This window comes from Providencia sp. UF-183 (assembly GCF_058246155.1).
Map to the genome: position 1 here is coordinate 1 of NZ_JBSICD010000018.1, position 18,936 is coordinate 18,936.

Annotated in this window: 16 protein-coding genes; 4 read left to right on the top strand and 12 right to left on the bottom strand. The window is 41.6% G+C overall.

The annotated features are described in order from the left end of the window. From AC4IFT_RS15930 to xerD, 7 genes are all read right to left on the bottom strand, one after another. Positions 1–2,018 (bottom strand): coiled-coil domain-containing protein (locus AC4IFT_RS15930; protein WP_490751850.1); only part of this gene is annotated, 2,018 nt, incomplete at its 3' end. Continuing rightward, on the bottom strand, positions 2,015–2,560 hold the full coding sequence (locus AC4IFT_RS15935) for a YuaE family lipoprotein (RefSeq protein ID WP_490733533.1): 546 nt from the start codon (positions 2,558–2,560) through the stop codon (positions 2,015–2,017). The genes AC4IFT_RS15935 and AC4IFT_RS15930, both read right to left, overlap by 4 nt. Positions 2,561–3,376: 816 nt before the next feature. Next, positions 3,377–4,891 carry a lysine--tRNA ligase gene (lysS, locus tag AC4IFT_RS15940; RefSeq protein ID WP_490733535.1) on the bottom strand — a complete coding sequence of 505 codons (1,515 nt, stop codon included), beginning with the start codon at positions 4,889–4,891 and terminating at the stop codon, positions 3,377–3,379. 7 nt (positions 4,892–4,898) lie between these two features. Continuing rightward, positions 4,899–6,000, bottom strand: a protein-coding gene (prfB, locus tag AC4IFT_RS15945; RefSeq protein ID WP_490733537.1) for a peptide chain release factor 2 whose coding sequence is annotated in 2 segments (ribosomal slippage) — positions 4,899–5,921 and positions 5,923–6,000 — 1,101 coding nt in all. Because the reading frame shifts where the segments join, the coding sequence is not laid out codon by codon here. Positions 6,001–6,128: 128 nt separating this feature from the next. Further along, positions 6,129–7,862, bottom strand: a complete 1,734-nt coding sequence (gene recJ, locus AC4IFT_RS15950) for a single-stranded-DNA-specific exonuclease RecJ (protein WP_490733539.1) — start codon at positions 7,860–7,862, stop codon at positions 6,129–6,131. Between the two features lie 9 nt (positions 7,863–7,871). Then, the gene (gene dsbC, locus AC4IFT_RS15955; RefSeq protein ID WP_490733541.1) at positions 7,872–8,576 is read right to left on the bottom strand and encodes a bifunctional protein-disulfide isomerase/oxidoreductase DsbC; all 705 of its coding nucleotides are present in this window, start codon (positions 8,574–8,576) and stop codon (positions 7,872–7,874) included. Between the two features lie 17 nt (positions 8,577–8,593). Then, positions 8,594–9,496 (bottom strand): site-specific tyrosine recombinase XerD, encoded by a 903-nt coding sequence (gene xerD, locus AC4IFT_RS15960; protein ID WP_490733542.1) that lies wholly within the window; start codon positions 9,494–9,496, stop codon positions 8,594–8,596. Positions 9,497–9,613: 117 nt separating this feature from the next. Between xerD and fldB the strand changes: the two genes are divergently transcribed. Then, positions 9,614–10,132: a flavodoxin FldB gene (fldB, locus tag AC4IFT_RS15965; protein WP_490733544.1), complete on the top strand. Its 519-nt coding sequence runs from the start codon at positions 9,614–9,616 to the stop codon at positions 10,130–10,132. 53 nt (positions 10,133–10,185) lie between these two features. On the opposite strand, the gene AC4IFT_RS15970 is transcribed toward fldB, so the two are convergent. Both AC4IFT_RS15970 and sdhE read right to left on the bottom strand, forming a co-directional pair. After that, a complete protein-coding gene (locus AC4IFT_RS15970) occupies positions 10,186–10,647 on the bottom strand; it encodes a protein YgfX (protein ID WP_490751852.1) in 462 nt (153 codons plus the stop codon). Next, complete coding sequence (gene sdhE / locus AC4IFT_RS15975; protein ID WP_490733548.1) at positions 10,577–10,843, bottom strand: FAD assembly factor SdhE; 267 nt, start codon at positions 10,841–10,843, stop codon at positions 10,577–10,579. The genes AC4IFT_RS15970 and sdhE overlap by 71 nt, the downstream gene beginning before the upstream one ends. A 249-nt stretch (positions 10,844–11,092) precedes the next feature. Here sdhE and ygfZ point away from each other — a divergent pair, with 249 nt between their 5' ends. The 3 genes from ygfZ to AC4IFT_RS15990 all read left to right on the top strand — a co-directional run bounded on the left by ygfZ (position 11,093) and on the right by AC4IFT_RS15990 (position 13,793). Beyond that, the gene (gene ygfZ, locus AC4IFT_RS15980) at positions 11,093–12,079 is read left to right on the top strand and encodes a tRNA-modifying protein YgfZ (RefSeq protein WP_490751854.1); all 987 of its coding nucleotides are present in this window, start codon (positions 11,093–11,095) and stop codon (positions 12,077–12,079) included. 11 nt (positions 12,080–12,090) lie between these two features. Continuing rightward, complete coding sequence (locus tag AC4IFT_RS15985) at positions 12,091–12,711, top strand: HD domain-containing protein (RefSeq protein WP_490733552.1); 621 nt, start codon at positions 12,091–12,093, stop codon at positions 12,709–12,711. 185 nt (positions 12,712–12,896) lie between these two features. After that, positions 12,897–13,793 carry a YncE family protein gene (locus AC4IFT_RS15990; RefSeq protein ID WP_490751856.1) on the top strand — a complete coding sequence of 299 codons (897 nt, stop codon included), beginning with the start codon at positions 12,897–12,899 and terminating at the stop codon, positions 13,791–13,793. 94 nt (positions 13,794–13,887) lie between these two features. Here the strand turns inward: AC4IFT_RS15990 and gcvP are convergent, their stop codons facing one another. The 3 genes from gcvP to gcvT form a co-directional block, all read right to left on the bottom strand. After that, on the bottom strand, positions 13,888–16,764 hold the full coding sequence (gcvP, locus tag AC4IFT_RS15995) for an aminomethyl-transferring glycine dehydrogenase (protein ID WP_490751858.1): 2,877 nt from the start codon (positions 16,762–16,764) through the stop codon (positions 13,888–13,890). A gap of 275 nt (positions 16,765–17,039) precedes the next feature. Beyond that, positions 17,040–17,432 carry a glycine cleavage system protein GcvH gene (gene gcvH, locus AC4IFT_RS16000; protein WP_273827314.1) on the bottom strand — a complete coding sequence of 131 codons (393 nt, stop codon included), beginning with the start codon at positions 17,430–17,432 and terminating at the stop codon, positions 17,040–17,042. Between the two features lie 43 nt (positions 17,433–17,475). Beyond that, positions 17,476–18,570 carry a glycine cleavage system aminomethyltransferase GcvT gene (gcvT, locus tag AC4IFT_RS16005; RefSeq protein ID WP_490751860.1) on the bottom strand — a complete coding sequence of 365 codons (1,095 nt, stop codon included), beginning with the start codon at positions 18,568–18,570 and terminating at the stop codon, positions 17,476–17,478. Positions 18,571–18,936: the final 366 nt, after the last annotated feature.

Consider the following 18,936-nt stretch of genomic DNA (forward strand, 5'->3'; position numbering starts at 1 on the left):
GCTTGCGCCGTGGCATAATTTTGTTCGTTTTGGCTTAATTTAGCTTGTAAATCAGCTTGTTGCTTTTCACTGGCGGCCAATTGCTTCGCCAATGTATTTTGCATTGATTCATGTTCAGCTAATTGTTTCTTCGCCGTCGCTAATTCGCTTTCTAACGCAGCTTTATCCGCCGCCTTCGCTGTTTGTGTGGCTAATGCCGCTTGAATTTTATCAGCCTGCTGTGATTTTTCCGTTAACTGCGCTGCTAATTGCTGGTTTTTCTGCTCTAGATCTTTGGCCGCAGCTTGCTGTTTTGCCAGTGCATCACGGGTTAATTGGCTGTCCGCTTCGGCTTTTTTCAGCCCGTCTTCTTTTTGTTTCAGCAACGCAATTTGTTTATTTAAATCTGCGGTGATGGCTTTAACTTGCTCATCACTGGCTTGATTTAACAATGCCGTTTGTTTTTCAACATCTTTACGCAGTTTCTGTAAATCTGTATCAGCTTGCTGCAACTGTGCTTGCGCCGTGGCATAATTTTGTTCGTTTTGGCTTAATTTAGCTTGTAAATCAGCTTGTTGCTTTTCACTTGAAGCTAACTGAGAAGCGAGTACATTTTGTGCGGTTTGAGCCTCTTTTAGTGCTTGTTCTAAGACAACTTTTTGCTCTGCTTGTACTGTTTTTTCTGCTAATGATGCCTGAATTTTCTCAGCAAGTTGCTCTTTTTCAGCTAATTGAGCCAATAATTGCTGGTTTTGCTGTTCTAACTGTTTAGTACCCGCTTGCTGTGCAGCTAAAGCGGATTGGACATCCTCTTTCTCACTTTTTGCTGTGTTCAGCTCAGTTTCTTTTTGTTTGAGCAATTCTTTTTGCTGTAATAGCTCATTCGTCACTAATTTCACTTGCTCATCAGTGCTGCCAGCAATCTGTAACTGGTTTTTGGCATCCAGTTCTAATTTAGCTATATTCGCGGTTAATTGCTCAATTTTTAAATTCGCAGCAGCGTATTGCTGCTCTTTTTCAGCCAATTGCTGCTTTATTTTTGATTGTTCAATTGCACTCTCATTTAATTGTTTTTCAAGCTGAGCAATTGTTTCTTGAGTTTGCTGATTTTCTTGACTGAGCTGGGTTAAATTATTCTGTTTTTGTTCAATCGTTTTTTCTGCTTCTGCAAGCTTATGGTTTAACGTATCAATTAACGATTGATCATCTGATGATGAATTTAATAACGCTTGTAACTGCGTTATCTGATGTTTATTTTGCTTAACATCGTCATTAAGCTTATTAATTTCAAATTCTTTTTCGGCGATTGTCTGTGTTAATTGCGCAATACTCTTATTGTGATTAATTAACTCAGCAACTAACTGCTCATCATTTAACAAATTATTGTAAGCAATAAGTTGGCCTACACCTTGAGCTATACCAAATTTATATAAGTTGGTTAACTGTTGGCGTTCAATTAATTTAGCGAGCTGTTCAAGATACGCCGTAGTATCTATCCCTGATGGCCGTGCAAATTTAGATGAATATAACCCCAGAGGATCGAGGACGAGCTGGTATTTTGCAAAATCTTTTGCAAGATACGCAGAGTTCCATTGATTACTTTGAAAAAAATAAGGATAAGATGAAAGCAATACCGGCGCTGATGCATTATCAACAATCACCGGGCAAACTCCAGAAAAGGTTGTATTTTCTGGTTCTATCGGTGTCGTTTTAGCAGCATCGACTGGCTTAGTCGATGCTGCACCTGATTTTCTTTTACCCGTTGTCTTACCTTTGGTTCCTTTATTCGCCGCCGCGGACTTTTGTCTTTCCTTTGGCGCAGGCACCGTCGATAAGGAAGAGAAGATATCGTAACCTTGAGCTTGTGTATTAACTGGCTGTTGCTGCTGCTTTTGCTCACTTACTTTGCCTTCATTTTCCAATTGAAGGTAAGTATCAAAATCATCAATAACGCTATTAAATTTGTCTGCTTTTGGAGCATGACTAAAAAATGTCGTAACAAGTGCCAGCGACACACAAAGTCTAAGGTTTATTCTCATAATCCACTAATTTTCTTCAATGTTGATTCGGTAGACAATACTGAGTTATAGCGAACTTTTGCACAGAGTACTTTCGTTTTAGACTCAATCGCCATTTGCAGTAATTCAATTGTGTCAGGGCTCGCGGTGCTTTCAACTTCTCTGTAAAGACGGTTGATATCACTCACTTCCTTAAATGAACCTACTAAACGATTGTAATCTTTTGGTGAAAGTGTTTTTAGTGCGTTTAATTCCTTAACGCACGTATTGAGGTGTGCAAACGTTTGTTGATCAGCGCCACTTTGTCCATAAGTTGTTGTCGCTATCGGAGTGCGATTAATAGCGCTATTTAACACTTTTTGAGATTCTGGGTATGAATCATCAGTTTGAGTTGCATTTACAGCAGGTTGCGGAGCAACTGGAGTCGTATTTGCATTTACTGTTTGTTTTGGGGTGTTCGGCGTTGCTGTATTATATGTGTCTGAGCCAAATGTACAGCCAGAAAGAAGAGCCGTACCTGCTATAAGCAAAGATGCAACATGAAATTTATTTTTTAAAAACATATGGTTACCTTACCAGTACTTTTCTTCGCTATTATAATGATGTCCAAGAAACCTAGTGTAAGCTAAAAACTAGTTATTTTCTATAAGTCCGAATGTAGAAATAGAGTCATCTCATAAATTTAGATTAAAATAATTTTAGTTTTAAATTTATTTTATCGCTACTCTTTCGTTACTTTTATGAGCTTATTCTTATTAATACACCAAGTCAGTCATAAATTAACACTTTTAACGTGCCATTTAATTATATTATGTTATCTAAACATTATTTTACTAGCTTATGTAACCATAAACATAACAGTTCAATAACACAAAATTCGAGTTCTTTTTTATCTTGCTGCTGAAACATTTATTCACAAATAAAATAGCTTTATCACACAAAAAAAGTGTTTTAATCAGTCTAATAGCCTTTATATTGCTTTAAAAATTTTAGTATAACCATTTCACCTGAAAATAAGTAACTTCACCTAAACCCCAATTATAGAAAAGACAGGAACAATAAATTTCATGTGTACTCAACGGGTTATGTTAAAAAAAACAGCGTAGGCCCTATGTAATACCTGTGTAAGTATACCAACTCTCTGACATAATTACTTATACTAAATTGATACCATTCGTAACTCAAATTTATTTTCAACATTATTATATAGACTACTTTTTACTAATTAGCTAATGCCTAGGATAAAAATAGGTAAATACATATTATTTTGATATTAGTTAGATTGATTCGTGGATATAAGGGATAAAATGAAAGGAATTACTGAACATAATAAGAGTTAACAATGTGCCCAGAGTTATCTGGGCACAAAATAACACAGATTATTTTGTCGGACGTAAAGCTGGGAATAAAATAACGTCGCGAATAGTATGACTGTTAGTGAATAACATCACCATACGGTCGATACCAATACCAAGACCCGCAGTTGGCGGTAAACCATGTTCTAACGCAGTCACATAGTCTTCGTCATAGAACATTGCTTCATCATCACCTTCGTCTTTTTGACGAACTTGTTCTGCAAAACGTTCTGCTTGGTCTTCTGCATCATTTAATTCTGAGAAGCCATTACCAATTTCGCGACCACCAATGAAAAACTCAAAACGGTCTGTAATAAATGGATTATCATCATTACGGCGTGCTAAAGGGGAAACTTCAGCTGGGTATTCAGTGATAAAAGTTGGTTGAATTAAGTGACTTTCCGCAACTTCTTCGAAGATTTCACACTGAACACGGCCTAAGCCCCAGCTTTTCTCAATCTTAATACCTAACGATTTTGCAATCGCTACAGCTTTATCCATATCGTCTAAGTCAGCCACATTCGTTTCTGGACGATATTTACAGATAGCTTGCTTCATGGTCAATTTAGTGAACGGTTGACCGAAATCAAACTGTTGATCACCATACTGAACGACTGTATTGCCTAACACTTTTTGTGTCAGTGTACGGAATAAATCTTCCGTTAATTCAATCAGGTCACGGTAATCTGCATACGCCATATAGAGTTCCATCATGGTGAACTCAGGGTTATGGCGAGGTGATAAACCTTCATTACGGAAGTTACGGTTAATTTCGAAAACACGTTCGAAACCACCAACAACGAGACGTTTTAAGTACAGTTCTGGTGCAATACGCAGATACATATCAATATCTAACGCATTGTGATGCGTAATAAATGGACGCGCTGATGCACCACCAGGAATGACTTGCATCATTGGGGTTTCAACTTCCATAAAATGGCGGGCAACCATAAAATTACGCACTTCAGCTAAGATTTTAGAGCGCACAATGAACGTATTACGTGATTCATCATTTGCAATCAAATCCAAATAACGCTGGCGATAACGTGTTTCTTGGTCTGATAAACCGTGAAATTTGTCTGGTAGCGGGCGCAAGGCTTTCGTTAATAAACGAACTTCATGGCAGTGAACCGTCAGTTCGCCTGTTTTCGTTTTAAATAAACGACCTTTGGCACCTAAAATGTCACCTAAGTCCCATTTTTTGAACTGTTCGTTATAAACGCCTTCGGCTAAATCATCACGAGATACGTAGATTTGAATACGCCCGCCGACATCTTGCAATGTTGCAAATGAGGCTTTACCCATGATACGGCGAGTCATCATACGACCCGCAATAGAGACTTCAATATTTAAGTCTTCCAATTCTTCTGATGACTTTTCACCATACTGCGCATGAATTTTGTCAGAAAGATCTTCACGACGAAAATCATTTGGGAATGGAATTCCTTTTTCACGCAACGCCGCGAGTTTTTCTTTACGGGTTTTCAGTTCGTTATTCAAATCGGGAGCTTGTTCTGCACCCTGTTGCTCTTGAGACATTTTTTCCTCACAGGCCAGCTTTTAAACTAGCTTCAATGAATTTATCCAAATCACCATCCAGCACGGCTTGCGTGTTACGCGTTTCCACACCAGTACGTAAATCTTTTATTCTTGCATCATCAAGGACATAAGAACGAATCTGGCTTCCCCAGCCAATGTCTGATTTGTTCTCTTCCATCGCTTGCTTGTCTGCATTTTTCTTTTGCATTTCCAGTTCATATAGCTTCGCTTTTAACTGGCGCATCGCTTGGTCTTTATTTTTATGCTGCGAACGGTCGTTCTGGCACTGCGTCACAATATTCGTTGGAATATGGGTGATACGTACCGCTGATTCCGTTTTGTTTACGTGCTGACCACCCGCACCTGAAGCGCGGTACACATCAATACGTAAATCCGCAGGGTTAATTTCGATATCAATATCGTCATCAACTTCAGGGTAAATAAAGGCCGAGCTAAACGAAGTGTGACGACGCCCACCGGAGTCAAATGGACTCTTTCGAACCAAACGGTGAACACCCGTTTCCGTTCTTAACCAGCCGTAAGCGTAATCACCAATAATTTTCACTGTTGCTGATTTTAGACCCGCAACGTCACCATCAGACTCTTCAATAATCTCGGTTTTAAAGCCCTTTGACTCAGCCCAACGCAAGTACATGCGTAATAACATACTTGCCCAATCTTGAGCTTCAGTGCCACCAGAACCTGCTTGTAAGTCAATATAGCAATCAGCACTGTCATATTCACCAGAGAACATACGGCGAAACTCCAGCTGCTCTAATTTCCCTTGCAGTTGCTCTAACTCAGCACCGGCCTCGTTGAATGTGTCTTCATCGTCAGCTTCAACCGCCAACTCTAATAAACCTTCAACATCTTCAAGGCCTTGTGTTAGCTGATCGATTGTTTCAACTATCGCCTCAAGGGATGAGCGTTCTTTACCGAGTGCTTGCGCCCTTTCTGGCTCATTCCAGACATCAGGTTGCTCAAGCTCTGCGTTGACTTCTTCTAAGCGTTCTTTCTTGGCATCATAGTCAAAGATACCCCCTCAGAACCGCTGTCCGATCAGACAGGTCCTGAATCTTACTTTTTACTGGGTTTATTTCAAACGTCATTTTCAATATCTTATGGTTGGTCAAAAATAATTTTTTATTTACAAACCATTTAGTATAACGGAATTTATCACAGGTTTATAGCGCTCTGAGGTGCTAATTCAGCCTAAGTTACCCCAACATATTTATGATTAATCAGGCCAAATATGTTCAACCATCAGCTGTACACTTTTTTGCCCGCGATATTCATTTACGTCGAGCTTAAATGCAATTTTAGCTTTTTTAATACTGTTATCCGGCCACCTACGCACATCAATATTAAACATAATCGCATCAAGCATTGGCCCACCGTTTATAGGTTCTAACATCAGTTTAAGGTGACGCTCCCCCACTAAACGCTGCTGTAATAACTGAAAATGGCCATCAAATACAGGCTCAGGGAACGATTGCCCCCACGGCCCACTTTCACGAATGAGTTCTGCGGTTTCTAGGCAAAACTCGTTGCGAGAAAGTTCACCATCGCTCCAAACAACACCGGCAAGTTGCTCAGGAGCAATAAGCTCGCCCATTAAAAGCTCAAAATGGTGCTTAAAATCTGCAAAATTATTTTCTTCTAAGGTCAACCCTGCGGCCATTGCATGACCGCCAAACTTTTGCATTAAGCCTGGTTGCAGCGTATTAAGCCGTTCAAGGGCATCGCGCATATGCACACCTTGAACTGAACGCCCAGAGCCTTTCAGTACACCATCCCCGGCAGGCGCAAATGCAATCACAGGTCGGTGATATTGTTCTTTAATTCGAGAGGCTAGAATTCCAACAACCCCTTGGTGCCATTCTGGGTGATAGATGGCAAGGCCGTTTGGTAATTGATTATCGCTGTACTCAAATTTATTAAAAAGAACGGATGCTTCTTGCTGCATTCCTTGTTCAATTTCACGACGAGCTTGATTTAACCCATCTAATTCGTTAGCAAGCTCCCTCGCATAGGCCATATCATCAGTCAGCAATAACTCAATACTCACTGACATATCATCCAACCGACCTGCCGCATTTAATCGCGGACCAAGCGCAAAGCCAAAATCATTGGCAACAAGCCTCGATAAATCACGTTTTGAAACTTCAACTAACGCCTTAATACCTGCGCAGCAACGCCCTGCTCGAACACGGTTTAATCCTTGGTGAACCAGTATCCGATTGTTGGTATCAAGGGGCACCACGTCCGCCACTGTACCTAATGCCACCAAATCAAGATATTCCGCTAAATTAGGTTCGCTTAACCCTTGTTGGATAAACCATTCTTTTTGGCGTAAATGTGCGCGCAGTGCCGACATTAAATAAAATGTCACCCCGACGCCCGCTAATGATTTTGAGCCGAAGTGGCACTCATTGAGGTTTGGGTTAATAATAGCGTCGGCTTCAGGCAGCGTTTCACCCGGCAAATGGTGGTCGGTAATAATGACATTAATCCCATACTGCTTAGCAACGGCTACACCTTCATGAGATGAAATCCCATTATCCACGGTGATAATTAAATTTGCCCCCCGCTTGTGAGCTTCTTCTACCACCAACGGTGTTAACCCATAACCATTTTCAAAACGATTCGGTACGATATAATTTAAATTGACATAGCCCATCGATTTTAATGCGCGAATTGCCAGTGCTGTACTTGTTGCACCATCCGCATCAAAATCCCCTACAATGGTAATGGATTCATGCTCCGTCAGTGCTCGGTAAAGTAAGACAAGTGCATTTTCAATGCCTGATAGCGAACGATAATCCAGCAAATTTGTGGCTTTACGCTCTAGCTGAGCCATATCCGTGATACCACGATGCAGGTAAATGCGCTGCAATAATTCAGGGAGCCCTGGAAGTTGAGCGGACTCACCATCAACGTGCCGTTGTCGTAAAAAAGTTTCTACATTCACAATAATTAACTATTTTTCGTCGAGTAATTGAATAAGCGCATCAGGTTTTAGGAAGCCAGGTAGCATTTGACCATCAGGTAAAATAATCGCAGGGGTACCTGTCACTTTAAATAAGTTAGCAACACTCATATGCTTACTTAGATCAATTTTACAGTTATCAATCATCGCGACTTCTTCGCCTTTAAACGCTTGTGTTAACGCATTTTGTGGTAAGCCATTACACCAGATAGACGCCATTTTTTTACCCACATCACTTTGGGCACCTTGACGAGGGTAAGCAAGATAACGCACCGTCACACCTTTGCTATTAAGTTCGCCTACAGTTTCATGGAGCTTTTTACAATAGCCGCAACTGATATCGGTAAAAACCGTCACCACGTATTTTTCTTGCGGCGCTTTGAAATAAATCATTTCATTTTTGAGGGCTTCTACCTTTTTCATTAACGGTTGATTACTAATATTGACTGGGGTTTTTCCACTCATATCGTAAATCGGCCCCTGAAGTAAATACTTACCATCATCCGTGATGTACACAATACCTGTCGTAGTTTCTACGACATTTAACCCGACAATAGGCGAAGGTTTAATCGACTCTACTGTCATATCGTATTTTGCCAATGTATCACGAATGACTTTTTCTTCTGTTGCAGCATAGGTAGTTGTCGTCATTGCAACAAAGCAAGCTGCTGCCAATAATAGCCATTTACGTTTCATTAATAATCCTTTAATTGTCATCCTCTTGGATGATGTTGTTCATGTAGCGCACGTAATCGTTCCGTCGCAACATGAGTATAAATTTGCGTTGTTGATAAATCGCTGTGTCCTAATAACATCTGTACGACACGTAAATCTGCCCCATGGTTCAATAAATGTGTTGCAAAGGCATGTCTAAGGACGTGGGGCGAGAGCGATTCCGCATCAATTTGTGCCAGCACCGCATAATACTTTATTCGATGCCAAAATGTTTGCCGGGTCATTTTTGTTCCACGTTTACTTGGAAACAAAATATCGCTGGTTTTACCCTTTAATAAATCAGGGCGGCCTTCATCAATGTATTTCTCCAGCCAATATATTGCCTCTTCCCCCAAAGGAATCAATCTTTCTTTATCGCCTTTCCCGACAACACGGATGACGCCTTGGCGCAAACTAATGTCAGAAAACGTTAAACCGATCAGCTCAGAAACACGTAAACCACAGGCATATAAAACCTCTAGCATGGCTTTGTCCCGCAATTCTAGCGAGTCTTCTGTTGCAGGCGCATTTAATAAATCGTCCACTTGCTGTTCACTAAGGTCTTTTGGTAATCGCTGCGGTATTTTAGGTGCTGCTATAACAGCAGAAGGGTCATCCGCCCGCAGTTTTTCACGATATAAATATTGAAATAAACGCCGCATCGCACTTAATAAACGCGCTGAGCTTGCCGCTTTGTAGCCGCCATCAATACGCTCTGCGAGAAAAGATTGTAAATCAATTGATTGAACGCTTTCTAAATGCAACTGATGCGCATCAAGCCATTTATCTAGCGATTGAAGGTCATTTCGATACGAGGCTAGTGTATTTTCAGCTAAATCTTGTTCAAGCCAAATTGTATCAAGAAATTGTTCAATTAATGGATTAAGGTGTTTTGTTTCCACGACCAATTCGTTTCCTTTGAATGATACCACACGATTCTATTATGCCTGCATGGGGGTGCATCTGTTACAATACCCTTCTTGTGATAAAAACCATAGCTGGACATAGTAATAATATATATGAAAATAGGTCTTTTTTACGGTTCTAGTACCTGTTATACCGAAATGGTTGCCGAAAAAATACGTGACATTCTCGGTGATGATTTCGTCACGCTGCATAATGTCAACGATACCCCTCCCAGTGAAATGGAACAGTACGATATTCTGATTTTGGGAATACCTACGTGGGATTTTGGTGAAATACAGGAAGACTGGCTAGAAATTTGGGACGCGCTTCCCAATCTTAACTTAACAGGCAAAATTGTTGCTATGTATGGGTTAGGCGATCAAATAGATTATAGCGAATGGTTCCTTGATGCTCTTGGCTTGCTTTATCATCAACTTAAACCCACAGGCGTACAGTTTATTGGTTTCTGGCCAACGGATGGTTACACCTTTGATAGCCCTAAACCTTTGAATGAAACTGGTGACATGTTTGTTGGGTTAGCCCTTGATGAAGTGCATCAATTTGAGCAAACTGATGAGCGCATTGCACAGTGGTGTGTGCAAATTTTACAAGAAATCGAAGCGTCTCTTTAAGACGCAATTCTGGCGGTAAATAATGTCCCTATTAGACGTTAATCCATTTACTTTTAAATATCAGGGTATTGGAGTAATAACTGATTGAGATTCCGCCAGTTTTCTTCTGAAACTGAATCTTTGGCTACCCACAAATGAATTTTTTGTGCCTTGCCTTGCAACGCTTCTAATGTAAGTAACACACCATAACGGCTTAGCCATGGCGCTTTCACGATATTCCATTCGTTTTTCTTCCATTGAACTTTATTGCCATTTACCAGCACGGCGACACCTTTTATTTTGCTGATATTTTTTTGGCTTTTTGCCCAACTGGCGACCACGATGACCAACAATGGTAGCCAAAACATGGAATTACCTGGTGACCATGGTGCAAGCAGTAAAAATATACCGACTGCGCCATGAACACAGGTAGAAAAAAATTGTGTCTTCCACGAAATGGAGAGATTAGATTTCCACAGGACCACGATTTTTATTTTTTTCCTGAATGAGTTTAACCATACGGAACAGCTCGTCATCCTCTGGACGACCGTGATTCATTAACCAATTGAATAAGTCTGGATCCGCACACTCTAATAAACGAACAAATATCTGTTTGTCTTGCGTTGATAAGCTATCGTATTCATACTCAAAAAACGGCATGATTGAAATATCTAGCTCACGCATTCCACGCCGACACGCCCAATGAATTCGTGCTTTATTCTCAATATCCATTCCACTACGACCTTTTGTTGCAGTTAACTGATAAGATTGATTATTTTCAATACTCTAACAGATTATCTACGAAGAAAACATGTCATAGACTACATTGTTGTAATTTTAGTAGTAAAATGCCGTTTTTCTACAAACAGGTGCTAAAAAAATCCGAGATAATGCAAGCTGCATCATAATAACTACTTGCAATGTTATCTAGCTATTTTACCATTAAGCACCTTTATCTATCAAAGAACAACAGGTGAAATCATGACTACCCACATTGATAGTACACAGCAATTTCCCCTTGAATCTCAGTCTTTACCACTCGTTTTGATTTCACTGGAAAACTGGGAACTCATTCATCTTACTGGCCTCGACGCAGAAAAATACCTGCAAGGGCAAGTGACCGCGGATATCGCAACACTGACACAAGCCCATGCCTTAACAGCACACTGTGATCCAAAAGGCAAAATGTGGAGCGACCTACGCCTATTCCATCATTTAGATGGTTTTTCTTATTTGCTTAGACGCAGCGTTGCAGATTCACAATTAGCTGAGCTCAAAAAATATGCAGTTTTCTCTAAGATTACATTTGAGAAAAAACCTGAACTGAAATTGCTGGGTGTTGCAGGAAAAGGGGCAAGAGAAGCACTCGCAACGTTGTTTACCACATTACCTGATGAGCAAAACCAAGTTGTCACTGAGGGCGATACCACGTTGTTGTACTTTTCACTCCCTGCAGAACGCTTCTTAGTGATAGCCACTGAAAACATAGCACAAAAGATATCTGACACATTAAGTGCTGTTCAAGTCGGTGATGATCAATGGCTTGCGTTAGAGCTTGAAGCGGGTTTTGCTGTTATTGACCAAGAAAATAGTGCGCAGCACTTACCGCAAGCTACAAATCTGCAAGCACTTCCTCATGGGATCAGCTTTAAAAAAGGCTGTTATACCGGCCAAGAAATGGTGGCTCGAGCAAAATTCCGTGGTGCCAATAAACGTGCAATGTATTTACTAAAAGGCACTGCCACAACACTTCCCACTATTGGTGAAGGCGTTGAATGGCAATTAGGTGACAAATGGCGCCGTACAGGTACTGTCCTTGCCGCTGTACGCTTAGGTAATGGCGAAATTTATGTGCAAATCATTATGAATAACGATATGGAAGCCGACAGTGTTTTCCGCGTTATGGCCGATGAACAAAGCCATTTAACCATTGCTGCTTTACCTTATTCATTAGAAGAAGAACATTAATTGAGGTTTTTATGTCATCAGCATTAAGTAACAAGCCCGCTGAGGTGGTCAATTTTGGGGCTTTTACTGAAGTCGTCCAATTTTTAATGGAACTGGATAAACTAAAAAGTGTTTATCGTAAAAATAAGTTGCTCAACCGTGAACGCCACGAAAATACGGCGGAACACAGCTGGCAATTTGCCGTTGCGGCAATGAGTTTTGCGCCTTATGTTCAAGGCGTGAATATCGAACATGCGATTAAACTGGCTCTCGTGCATGACATTGTTGAAATTGATGCGGGTGATGTATTGGTTTTCGATAATGCCGCTCGTGATGCTATTCATGCAGAGGAAGTCAAAGCCGCAAACCGTATTTTTAACCTTCTACCTAGCCCACAAAACGCAACATTGTTGGCGCTGTGGAATGAATATGATGCATTAGAAACCCCTGAGTCGGTTTATGCGAATGCGATTGATAGGGCAATGCCAATGCTGATGAATTTGCATAATCAAGGGCAAAGCTGGGTCGAAAATCATATTCGACTCGAACAAGTGCTCAGCAAATGTGATTACATTGAGCAAATTCTTCCTGAGTTTTACCAACAGCTTAAACAACAATTAGAGCTTGCCCAACAAAAAGGTTGGCTACTTTAATTAATAGGCTAAAGCGGCTTTTCTGTCGCTTTAGCCTCCCCCTGAAAGCATCTCTTCACTTACCGCCCCTTAAATGAAACTAACCTAATTAATAGCAATCTATTAAATTAAATTATACTTAGATAAATAATTTCCTAGTAATTTATCTTTTATTTAGTTTTTATTCGCTGTCAATGAGGTCAAATATGCCAAAAGACAATAAAAATGCTTCCCCTTATTTATTATTGCTTGATATTCATTCCCCTTCTATTGTTCAGTTCAATAAATCAACTCATCACCTGATGCCACTCATTGAAGGTCTCGGTGGTACACCTGACGGTATCGCCGTTGATCCTGATAATCGCTTAATCTATTGGAGCAATATGGGGGATAATTTTGATGAAAACGATGGCTCAATCAATGTTATGCACTTTGATGGTAGCAATAGAAAAATGCTATTAGGCAAAGGGGCAATAAGAACCCCCAAACAATTACAACTCGATCTGCTCAATCAACGGTTGTATTGGTGCGATCGTGAAGGTGGAATGGTTTCCTCTTGCTTCATTGATGGTTCCGATCTAATAACCCACATTGCTAGGCCGCGAGATAAAAATGATCAAGTTGATATACTTGAACAATGTGTAGGCATTGCCATTGATATAAAAAATAATTGGATTTACTGGACGCAAAAAGGAACACCGAAAGGGAATTTAGGCCGTCTCTTTAGAGCGCCATTAAGCCCTGAAAATTCGCAATCCCCCGAAAGCCGAAGTGATATTCAGTTACTCTTGGCTAATTTACCTGAGCCTATCGATTTATTACTCGATGAAGAAGCCAATATTTTATATTGGACGGATAGAGGTGCTGAACCTGATGGTAATAGCCTAAACTGTGCCAACGTGACCCTTCATGGGCTCACGGATCACCGCGTGATCAGCCGAGGATTCAAGGAAACAATAGGTCTAACTTACGATAAATCGGCACAACTGATGTATGTCGCCGATCTCCTTGGCGGCGTATATCAAGCGAATATAACAACGGGTGAGGTTAAAAAGCTTTACCAAGGTAACGGCTTTACAGGTATTGACCAATATTCTGGTTAAACGATAGAAAAGTAAAAAGGCTTGCCCCCAATGAAAAAGGAAGCAAGCCTAATACTGATCCAACTAAATATATCTAGTTTACCAATTCGGACTGTTACATATACTCTTCAATCGGTACACATGAACAATGCAAATGACGGTCGCCATAGACATCATCAAGGCGTTTTACCGCTGGCCAATATTTATTCGCTTTGGTTTGTTCCGTTGGGAATACGGCTAGCTCGCGACTATAAGCGTGTGGCCAGTCACTCGCCAGCTCAGTTTGCACGTGTGGAGAATTCACCAGTGGGTTATCCTCTAACGTCCATTTCCCTTCAACCACTTGGTCAATTTCATCACGTATCGCTAACATCGCATCAATGAAACGATTGATTTCTGTGATACTTTCAGACTCAGTCGGTTCAATCATCAATGTTCCCGCGACTGGGAAAGACATTGTTGGTGCATGGAAGCCATAGTCAATCAAACGCTTAGCAATATCTAATTCGCTGATCCCAGTATCTTTCTTGATAGGACGTAAATCGACGATACATTCGTGAGCCACATAGCCTTCTTGCCCTGTGTACAGAATGTCATAACGACCCGCAAGGCGCTTAGCGATATAGTTCGCATTCAAAATTGCCACTTGGCTTGCCTTTCTTAAGCCATACGAACCCATCATGCGAATATACATCCAGCTAATCGGTAATATTGACGCACTACCAAACGGCGCAGCAGAAACGGCGCCTTGGTCAGTAACCATATCTAATTCGACTACGGAATGCCCCGGCACAAAAGGTGCGAGATGCTTTTTCACACCGATAGGCCCCATACCTGGGCCACCACCACCGTGTGGGATACAGAACGTTTTATGTAAATTAAGGTGAGAAACATCCGCGCCAATAAAGCCCGGCGTCGTCAACCCAACCTGCGCATTCATGTTGGCACCATCAAGGTACACTTGCCCACCATGTTGGTGAATAATTTCACACACTTCGCGAATACTTTCTTCGTACACCCCATGCGTTGATGGATAAGTGACCATCACACAGGATAAATCGTTGCTGTGCTGCTGCGCTTTTTCACGTAAATCTGTTAAATCGATATTACCTTCATCATCACAACGCACTACCACCACTTCCATTCCCGCCATATGGGCAGAGGCTGGGTTAGTCCCGTGTGCCGAAGCTGGGATCAAACAAATATTACGCGCGCCTTCATTGCGGCTTTCATGGTAACGGCGAATCGCTAACAGGCCAGCATATTCCCCTTGAGCACCTGAGTTTGGCTGCATGCAAACTGCATCGTAACCGGTTAATTGCACCAACCAATGGGAAAGCTGCTCAATCATTTGATGATAACCTTGCGCTTGATCCGCAGGGCAGAATGGGTGTAATTCCCCAAATTCTGGCCACGTAATCGGGATCATTTCCGCAGCGGCATTGAGCTTCATTGTGCAAGAACCGAGTGGGATCATCGCTTGGTTCAACGCTAAATCTTTGCGTTCTAAACTGTGCATATAACGCATCATTTCCGTTTCGCTGTGGTAACGGTGGAAATTAGGATGCGCTAAGATTTCGTCTTTACGCTGTAATGCTGCGGGGATGACTTGTTCATTTTCAGCCACTTGCTGGTCTAGTTTTTCAAAATTTAATTTGTCATCAGAACCAGTTATTACGGCGAATAATTCATTAATGTCTTGGCGAGTGGTTGTTTCACTCAACGTAAGACCTACAGCACCATGAATATCGGTTCGTAAATTGATTTTTGCTTTTTCTGCACGCGCTAACACTGCGGTTTTATCGGCCACTTCAATCGCTAAGGTATCAAACCAAGTTTTATGGCGTGATGTGAAACCCGCATCCGCTAATGCTTTCGCTAAAATAGAGGTAAAGCGATGGATACGCCCTGCAATCAATTTAAGCCCTTCAGGGCCATGATATACCGCGTACATGGCGGCAATATTTGCCAGCAAGACTTGGGAAGTACAAATATTGGAGTTCGCTTTTTCACGGCGAATATGTTGCTCACGGGTTTGCATTGCCATACGTAGCGCAGTATTGCCCGCTGCATCACGGGAAACTCCAATAATACGACCCGGCATGGCGCGTTTAAACTCATCGCGACACGCAAAAAACGCCGCATGTGGACCGCCATAGCCCATCGGTACACCAAAACGTTGCGCGGAACCGAAAACAATATCTGCTCCTTGTTTACCCGGTGCAGTTAATAGCACAAGTGCCATCATTTCTGCCGCAACACAACTGACAATTTGGCGCGCTTTTAGTTGTGCAAGCAACTCAGTGTAATCATGGACATTACCCGTTGTGCCAACTTGTTGTAGCAACACACCAAATACGCCCTCATGTTCTAACACTTTGTCAGCGCTATCGACGATAATTTCAAAGCCGAAAGTCCCTGCACGTGTGCGTACCACATCAAGGGTTTGCGGGTGAACATCATCCGCCACAAAGAAGCGTTCTGCATTTTTTAATTTGCTAATGCGTTTCGCCATCGCCATCGCTTCTGCCGCAGCCGTGGCTTCATCCAATAATGATGCAGAGGCAAGGTCTAACCCAGTTAGGTCAATGGTGAGCTGTTGGAAATTGAGCAGAGATTCTAAGCGGCCTTGGGAAACTTCAGGTTGATAAGGCGTATAAGCTGTATACCAGCCCGGATTTTCCAGTAAGTTACGTAAGATAACAGGAGGTAATACGGCAGGTGCATAGCCCATCCCAATGTAACTTTTGTAGCGTTTATTCAACGATGCAATGACTTTTAATTCAGCCAATGCTTCTTGTTCGGTGGCTCCGCCGCCTACTCTTGGCGGCTCTGGAAGTAAAATGGCCTTCGGCACAATTTTATCCATTAGGTTATCGAGCGATGACGCCCCCACGGTATCTAACATGGTTTTTATTTGTTGTTCTGAAGAACCAATGTGGCGCGAGATAAATTCTGAACGGTTTTCTAATTGACTCAGTGACATCGACATATCTGTGTTCCCATCCTTTGTCTGCTATGCATAAGTTGTCGGGCGGTTATTACGGAACTTGCGAGATAACACTCAAAATCAGTGATGTAGCGATTGTTTCTTGTTTCTTATTTCTAACTATTTGTTTTTTTTAACACTCTAAAAGGTGTTTATTCTATCTAGTTTGCGTTGTGGCTAGGCAACAAGCGAGACAATCTTGGGGAGCATACACCAGTATGTGCCCCAAGTTATCGAGTGCAGCCAACACCGCCACAACACAAAATATGACGAATAAACTATTCTTCAGCTTCAATCATAGAATTATACCCCGCCGCATCAATCAAATCCGCCAACTCTGCGGTATCTGATGCTTTAATGCGGAAAATCCAACCTTCTTGATACGGCTGTTCGTTCACCAGCTCTGGAGAATCGCTCAGTTCACTGTTCACTGCCACAATTTCGCCGCTCAGTGGTGCATAGATATCAGACGCGGCTTTTACAGATTCAACCACTGCTACATCATCACCTGCGCTCACAACATTACCCACTTCAGGTAAATCAACAAACACCATATCCCCTAACGTTTCTTGCGCATGTTCTGTGATACCAACGGTATATTCACCATTGCCTTCATCACGCAGCCACTCATGTTCACGGGTATACATTAACTCTTTAGGTGTATTGCTCATCATTAGCCTCTCATTTTAAATTTATTCATTGGGTTAGCCCAAATTACACTAAGCAGTTACCTTCGCGGACAAAGCCCGGTTTAACCACTTCAACTGGCATTTCTCGCTGTCGAATTTCAACAATCGCTTTGTCTTGAATTCCGTTCGGGACACGCGCTAACGCAATACTGAAACCTAAAGTAGGAGAGAAAGAACCGCTGGTAATAACGCCTTCTTTCAATTCACCCAGATCATCCGTAAAGCGAACCACTTGCCCTGCTCGCAGTATACCCTTATCACGCATCACAATACCGACAAGTTTTTCAGTTCCTTGCTCACGTAACTTTTCGAGGGCTTCACGGCCAATAAACTGGCGGTCTTCAGGTTTCCACGCAATAGTCCACCCCATATTGGCTGCAAGGGGAGAAATACTTTCATCCATATCTTGGCCATATAGGTTCATCCCCGCTTCTAAACGCAATGTATCACGAGCACCTAGCCCAGCAGGATGGACGCCAGCTTTCAATAATTTATGCCAAAAATCAATTACCTGCTCTTTTGGCATTGCAATTTCATAGCCTTTTTCGCCAGTGTACCCTGTTGTGGCGATAAACAAATCGTCTGTTTGAACCCCATAAAATGGTTTCATGCCGTCAATGGCTTGATTTTGTTCTGGGGTCAATAATGAATGGACTTTTTCTGGCGCTTTAGGGCCTTGAACAGCAAGAAGGGCTAAATCATCACGCACTTGGATATCAACCGTATAACCTGAGGCATGTTGCTCAATCCATTCGAGGTCTTTTTCCCGTGTCGCGGAGTTAACCACAAGACGGTAAAAATCATCAGCAAAGTAATACACAATCAAGTCATCAATCACGCCACCAGATGCATTCAACATACCGGTATACAGTGCTTTGCCTTGCTCAGTAAGTTTATTGATATCATTTGCTAAGAGGTAACGTAGGAAGTCACGGCAGCCACTACCATGCAAATCGACAATGGTCATGTGGGAAACATCAAACATCCCTGCATCCGTTCGAACAATATTATGTTCATTAATTTGCGAACCATAATGCAATGGCATCATCCAACCATGAAAATCCACCATCTTTGCACCACAAGCAATATGCTCGTCATACAGTGTTGTCTGCTTTACCATGAATACCCTCTTTGTTCGATTAAGATATTTTGGAATGTTTACGGGTTAAAAATACCAATTGGCAATTATTAAATGGGCATTTTTAACCTGACGCAAACGATAACTTCTGTAAAAAAACTACCACTATTTGTCTTCTGATCCTATAAAAAAAAATAGGGCGACCTACCCACTGTATTACTGATTACCCCCTACTTTTACCAGTGAATTTTGTTAAATAATTGAGAATGATCACTCAAAAACAGCCTTTCACTGCTTATTTAGCTCAAAATACCACCAAACTACCCCCTAAACACGAGGATGATTAAATTAATCAAAAGCTCATTAGATAAGAAAAACTAATGCGAAAAATTGATGTAATTAGTTTTT

Excerpts from the sequence above, each read along its gene's own strand:
- fldB (WP_490733544.1), top strand. The coding sequence starts at position 9,614 with ATGAAAATAGGTCTTTTTTACGGTTCTAGTACCTGTTATACCGAAATG.
- gcvH (WP_273827314.1), bottom strand. The coding sequence starts at position 17,432 with ATGAGCAATACACCTAAAGAGTTAATGTATACCCGTGAACATGAGTGG.
- AC4IFT_RS15985 (WP_490733552.1), top strand. The coding sequence starts at position 12,091 with ATGTCATCAGCATTAAGTAACAAGCCCGCTGAGGTGGTCAATTTTGGG.
- AC4IFT_RS15970 (WP_490751852.1), bottom strand. The coding sequence starts at position 10,647 with ATGACGAGCTGTTCCGTATGGTTAAACTCATTCAGGAAAAAAATAAAA.
- dsbC (WP_490733541.1), bottom strand. The coding sequence starts at position 8,576 with ATGAAACGTAAATGGCTATTATTGGCAGCAGCTTGCTTTGTTGCAATG.
- AC4IFT_RS15935 (WP_490733533.1), bottom strand. The coding sequence starts at position 2,560 with ATGTTTTTAAAAAATAAATTTCATGTTGCATCTTTGCTTATAGCAGGT.
- AC4IFT_RS15990 (WP_490751856.1), top strand. The coding sequence starts at position 12,897 with ATGCCAAAAGACAATAAAAATGCTTCCCCTTATTTATTATTGCTTGAT.
- lysS (WP_490733535.1), bottom strand. The coding sequence starts at position 4,891 with ATGTCTCAAGAGCAACAGGGTGCAGAACAAGCTCCCGATTTGAATAAC.
- gcvP (WP_490751858.1), bottom strand. The coding sequence starts at position 16,764 with ATGTCGATGTCACTGAGTCAATTAGAAAACCGTTCAGAATTTATCTCG.
- ygfZ (WP_490751854.1), top strand. The coding sequence starts at position 11,093 with ATGACTACCCACATTGATAGTACACAGCAATTTCCCCTTGAATCTCAG.
- gcvT (WP_490751860.1), bottom strand. The coding sequence starts at position 18,570 with ATGGTAAAGCAGACAACACTGTATGACGAGCATATTGCTTGTGGTGCA.
- sdhE (WP_490733548.1), bottom strand. The coding sequence starts at position 10,843 with ATGGATATTGAGAATAAAGCACGAATTCATTGGGCGTGTCGGCGTGGA.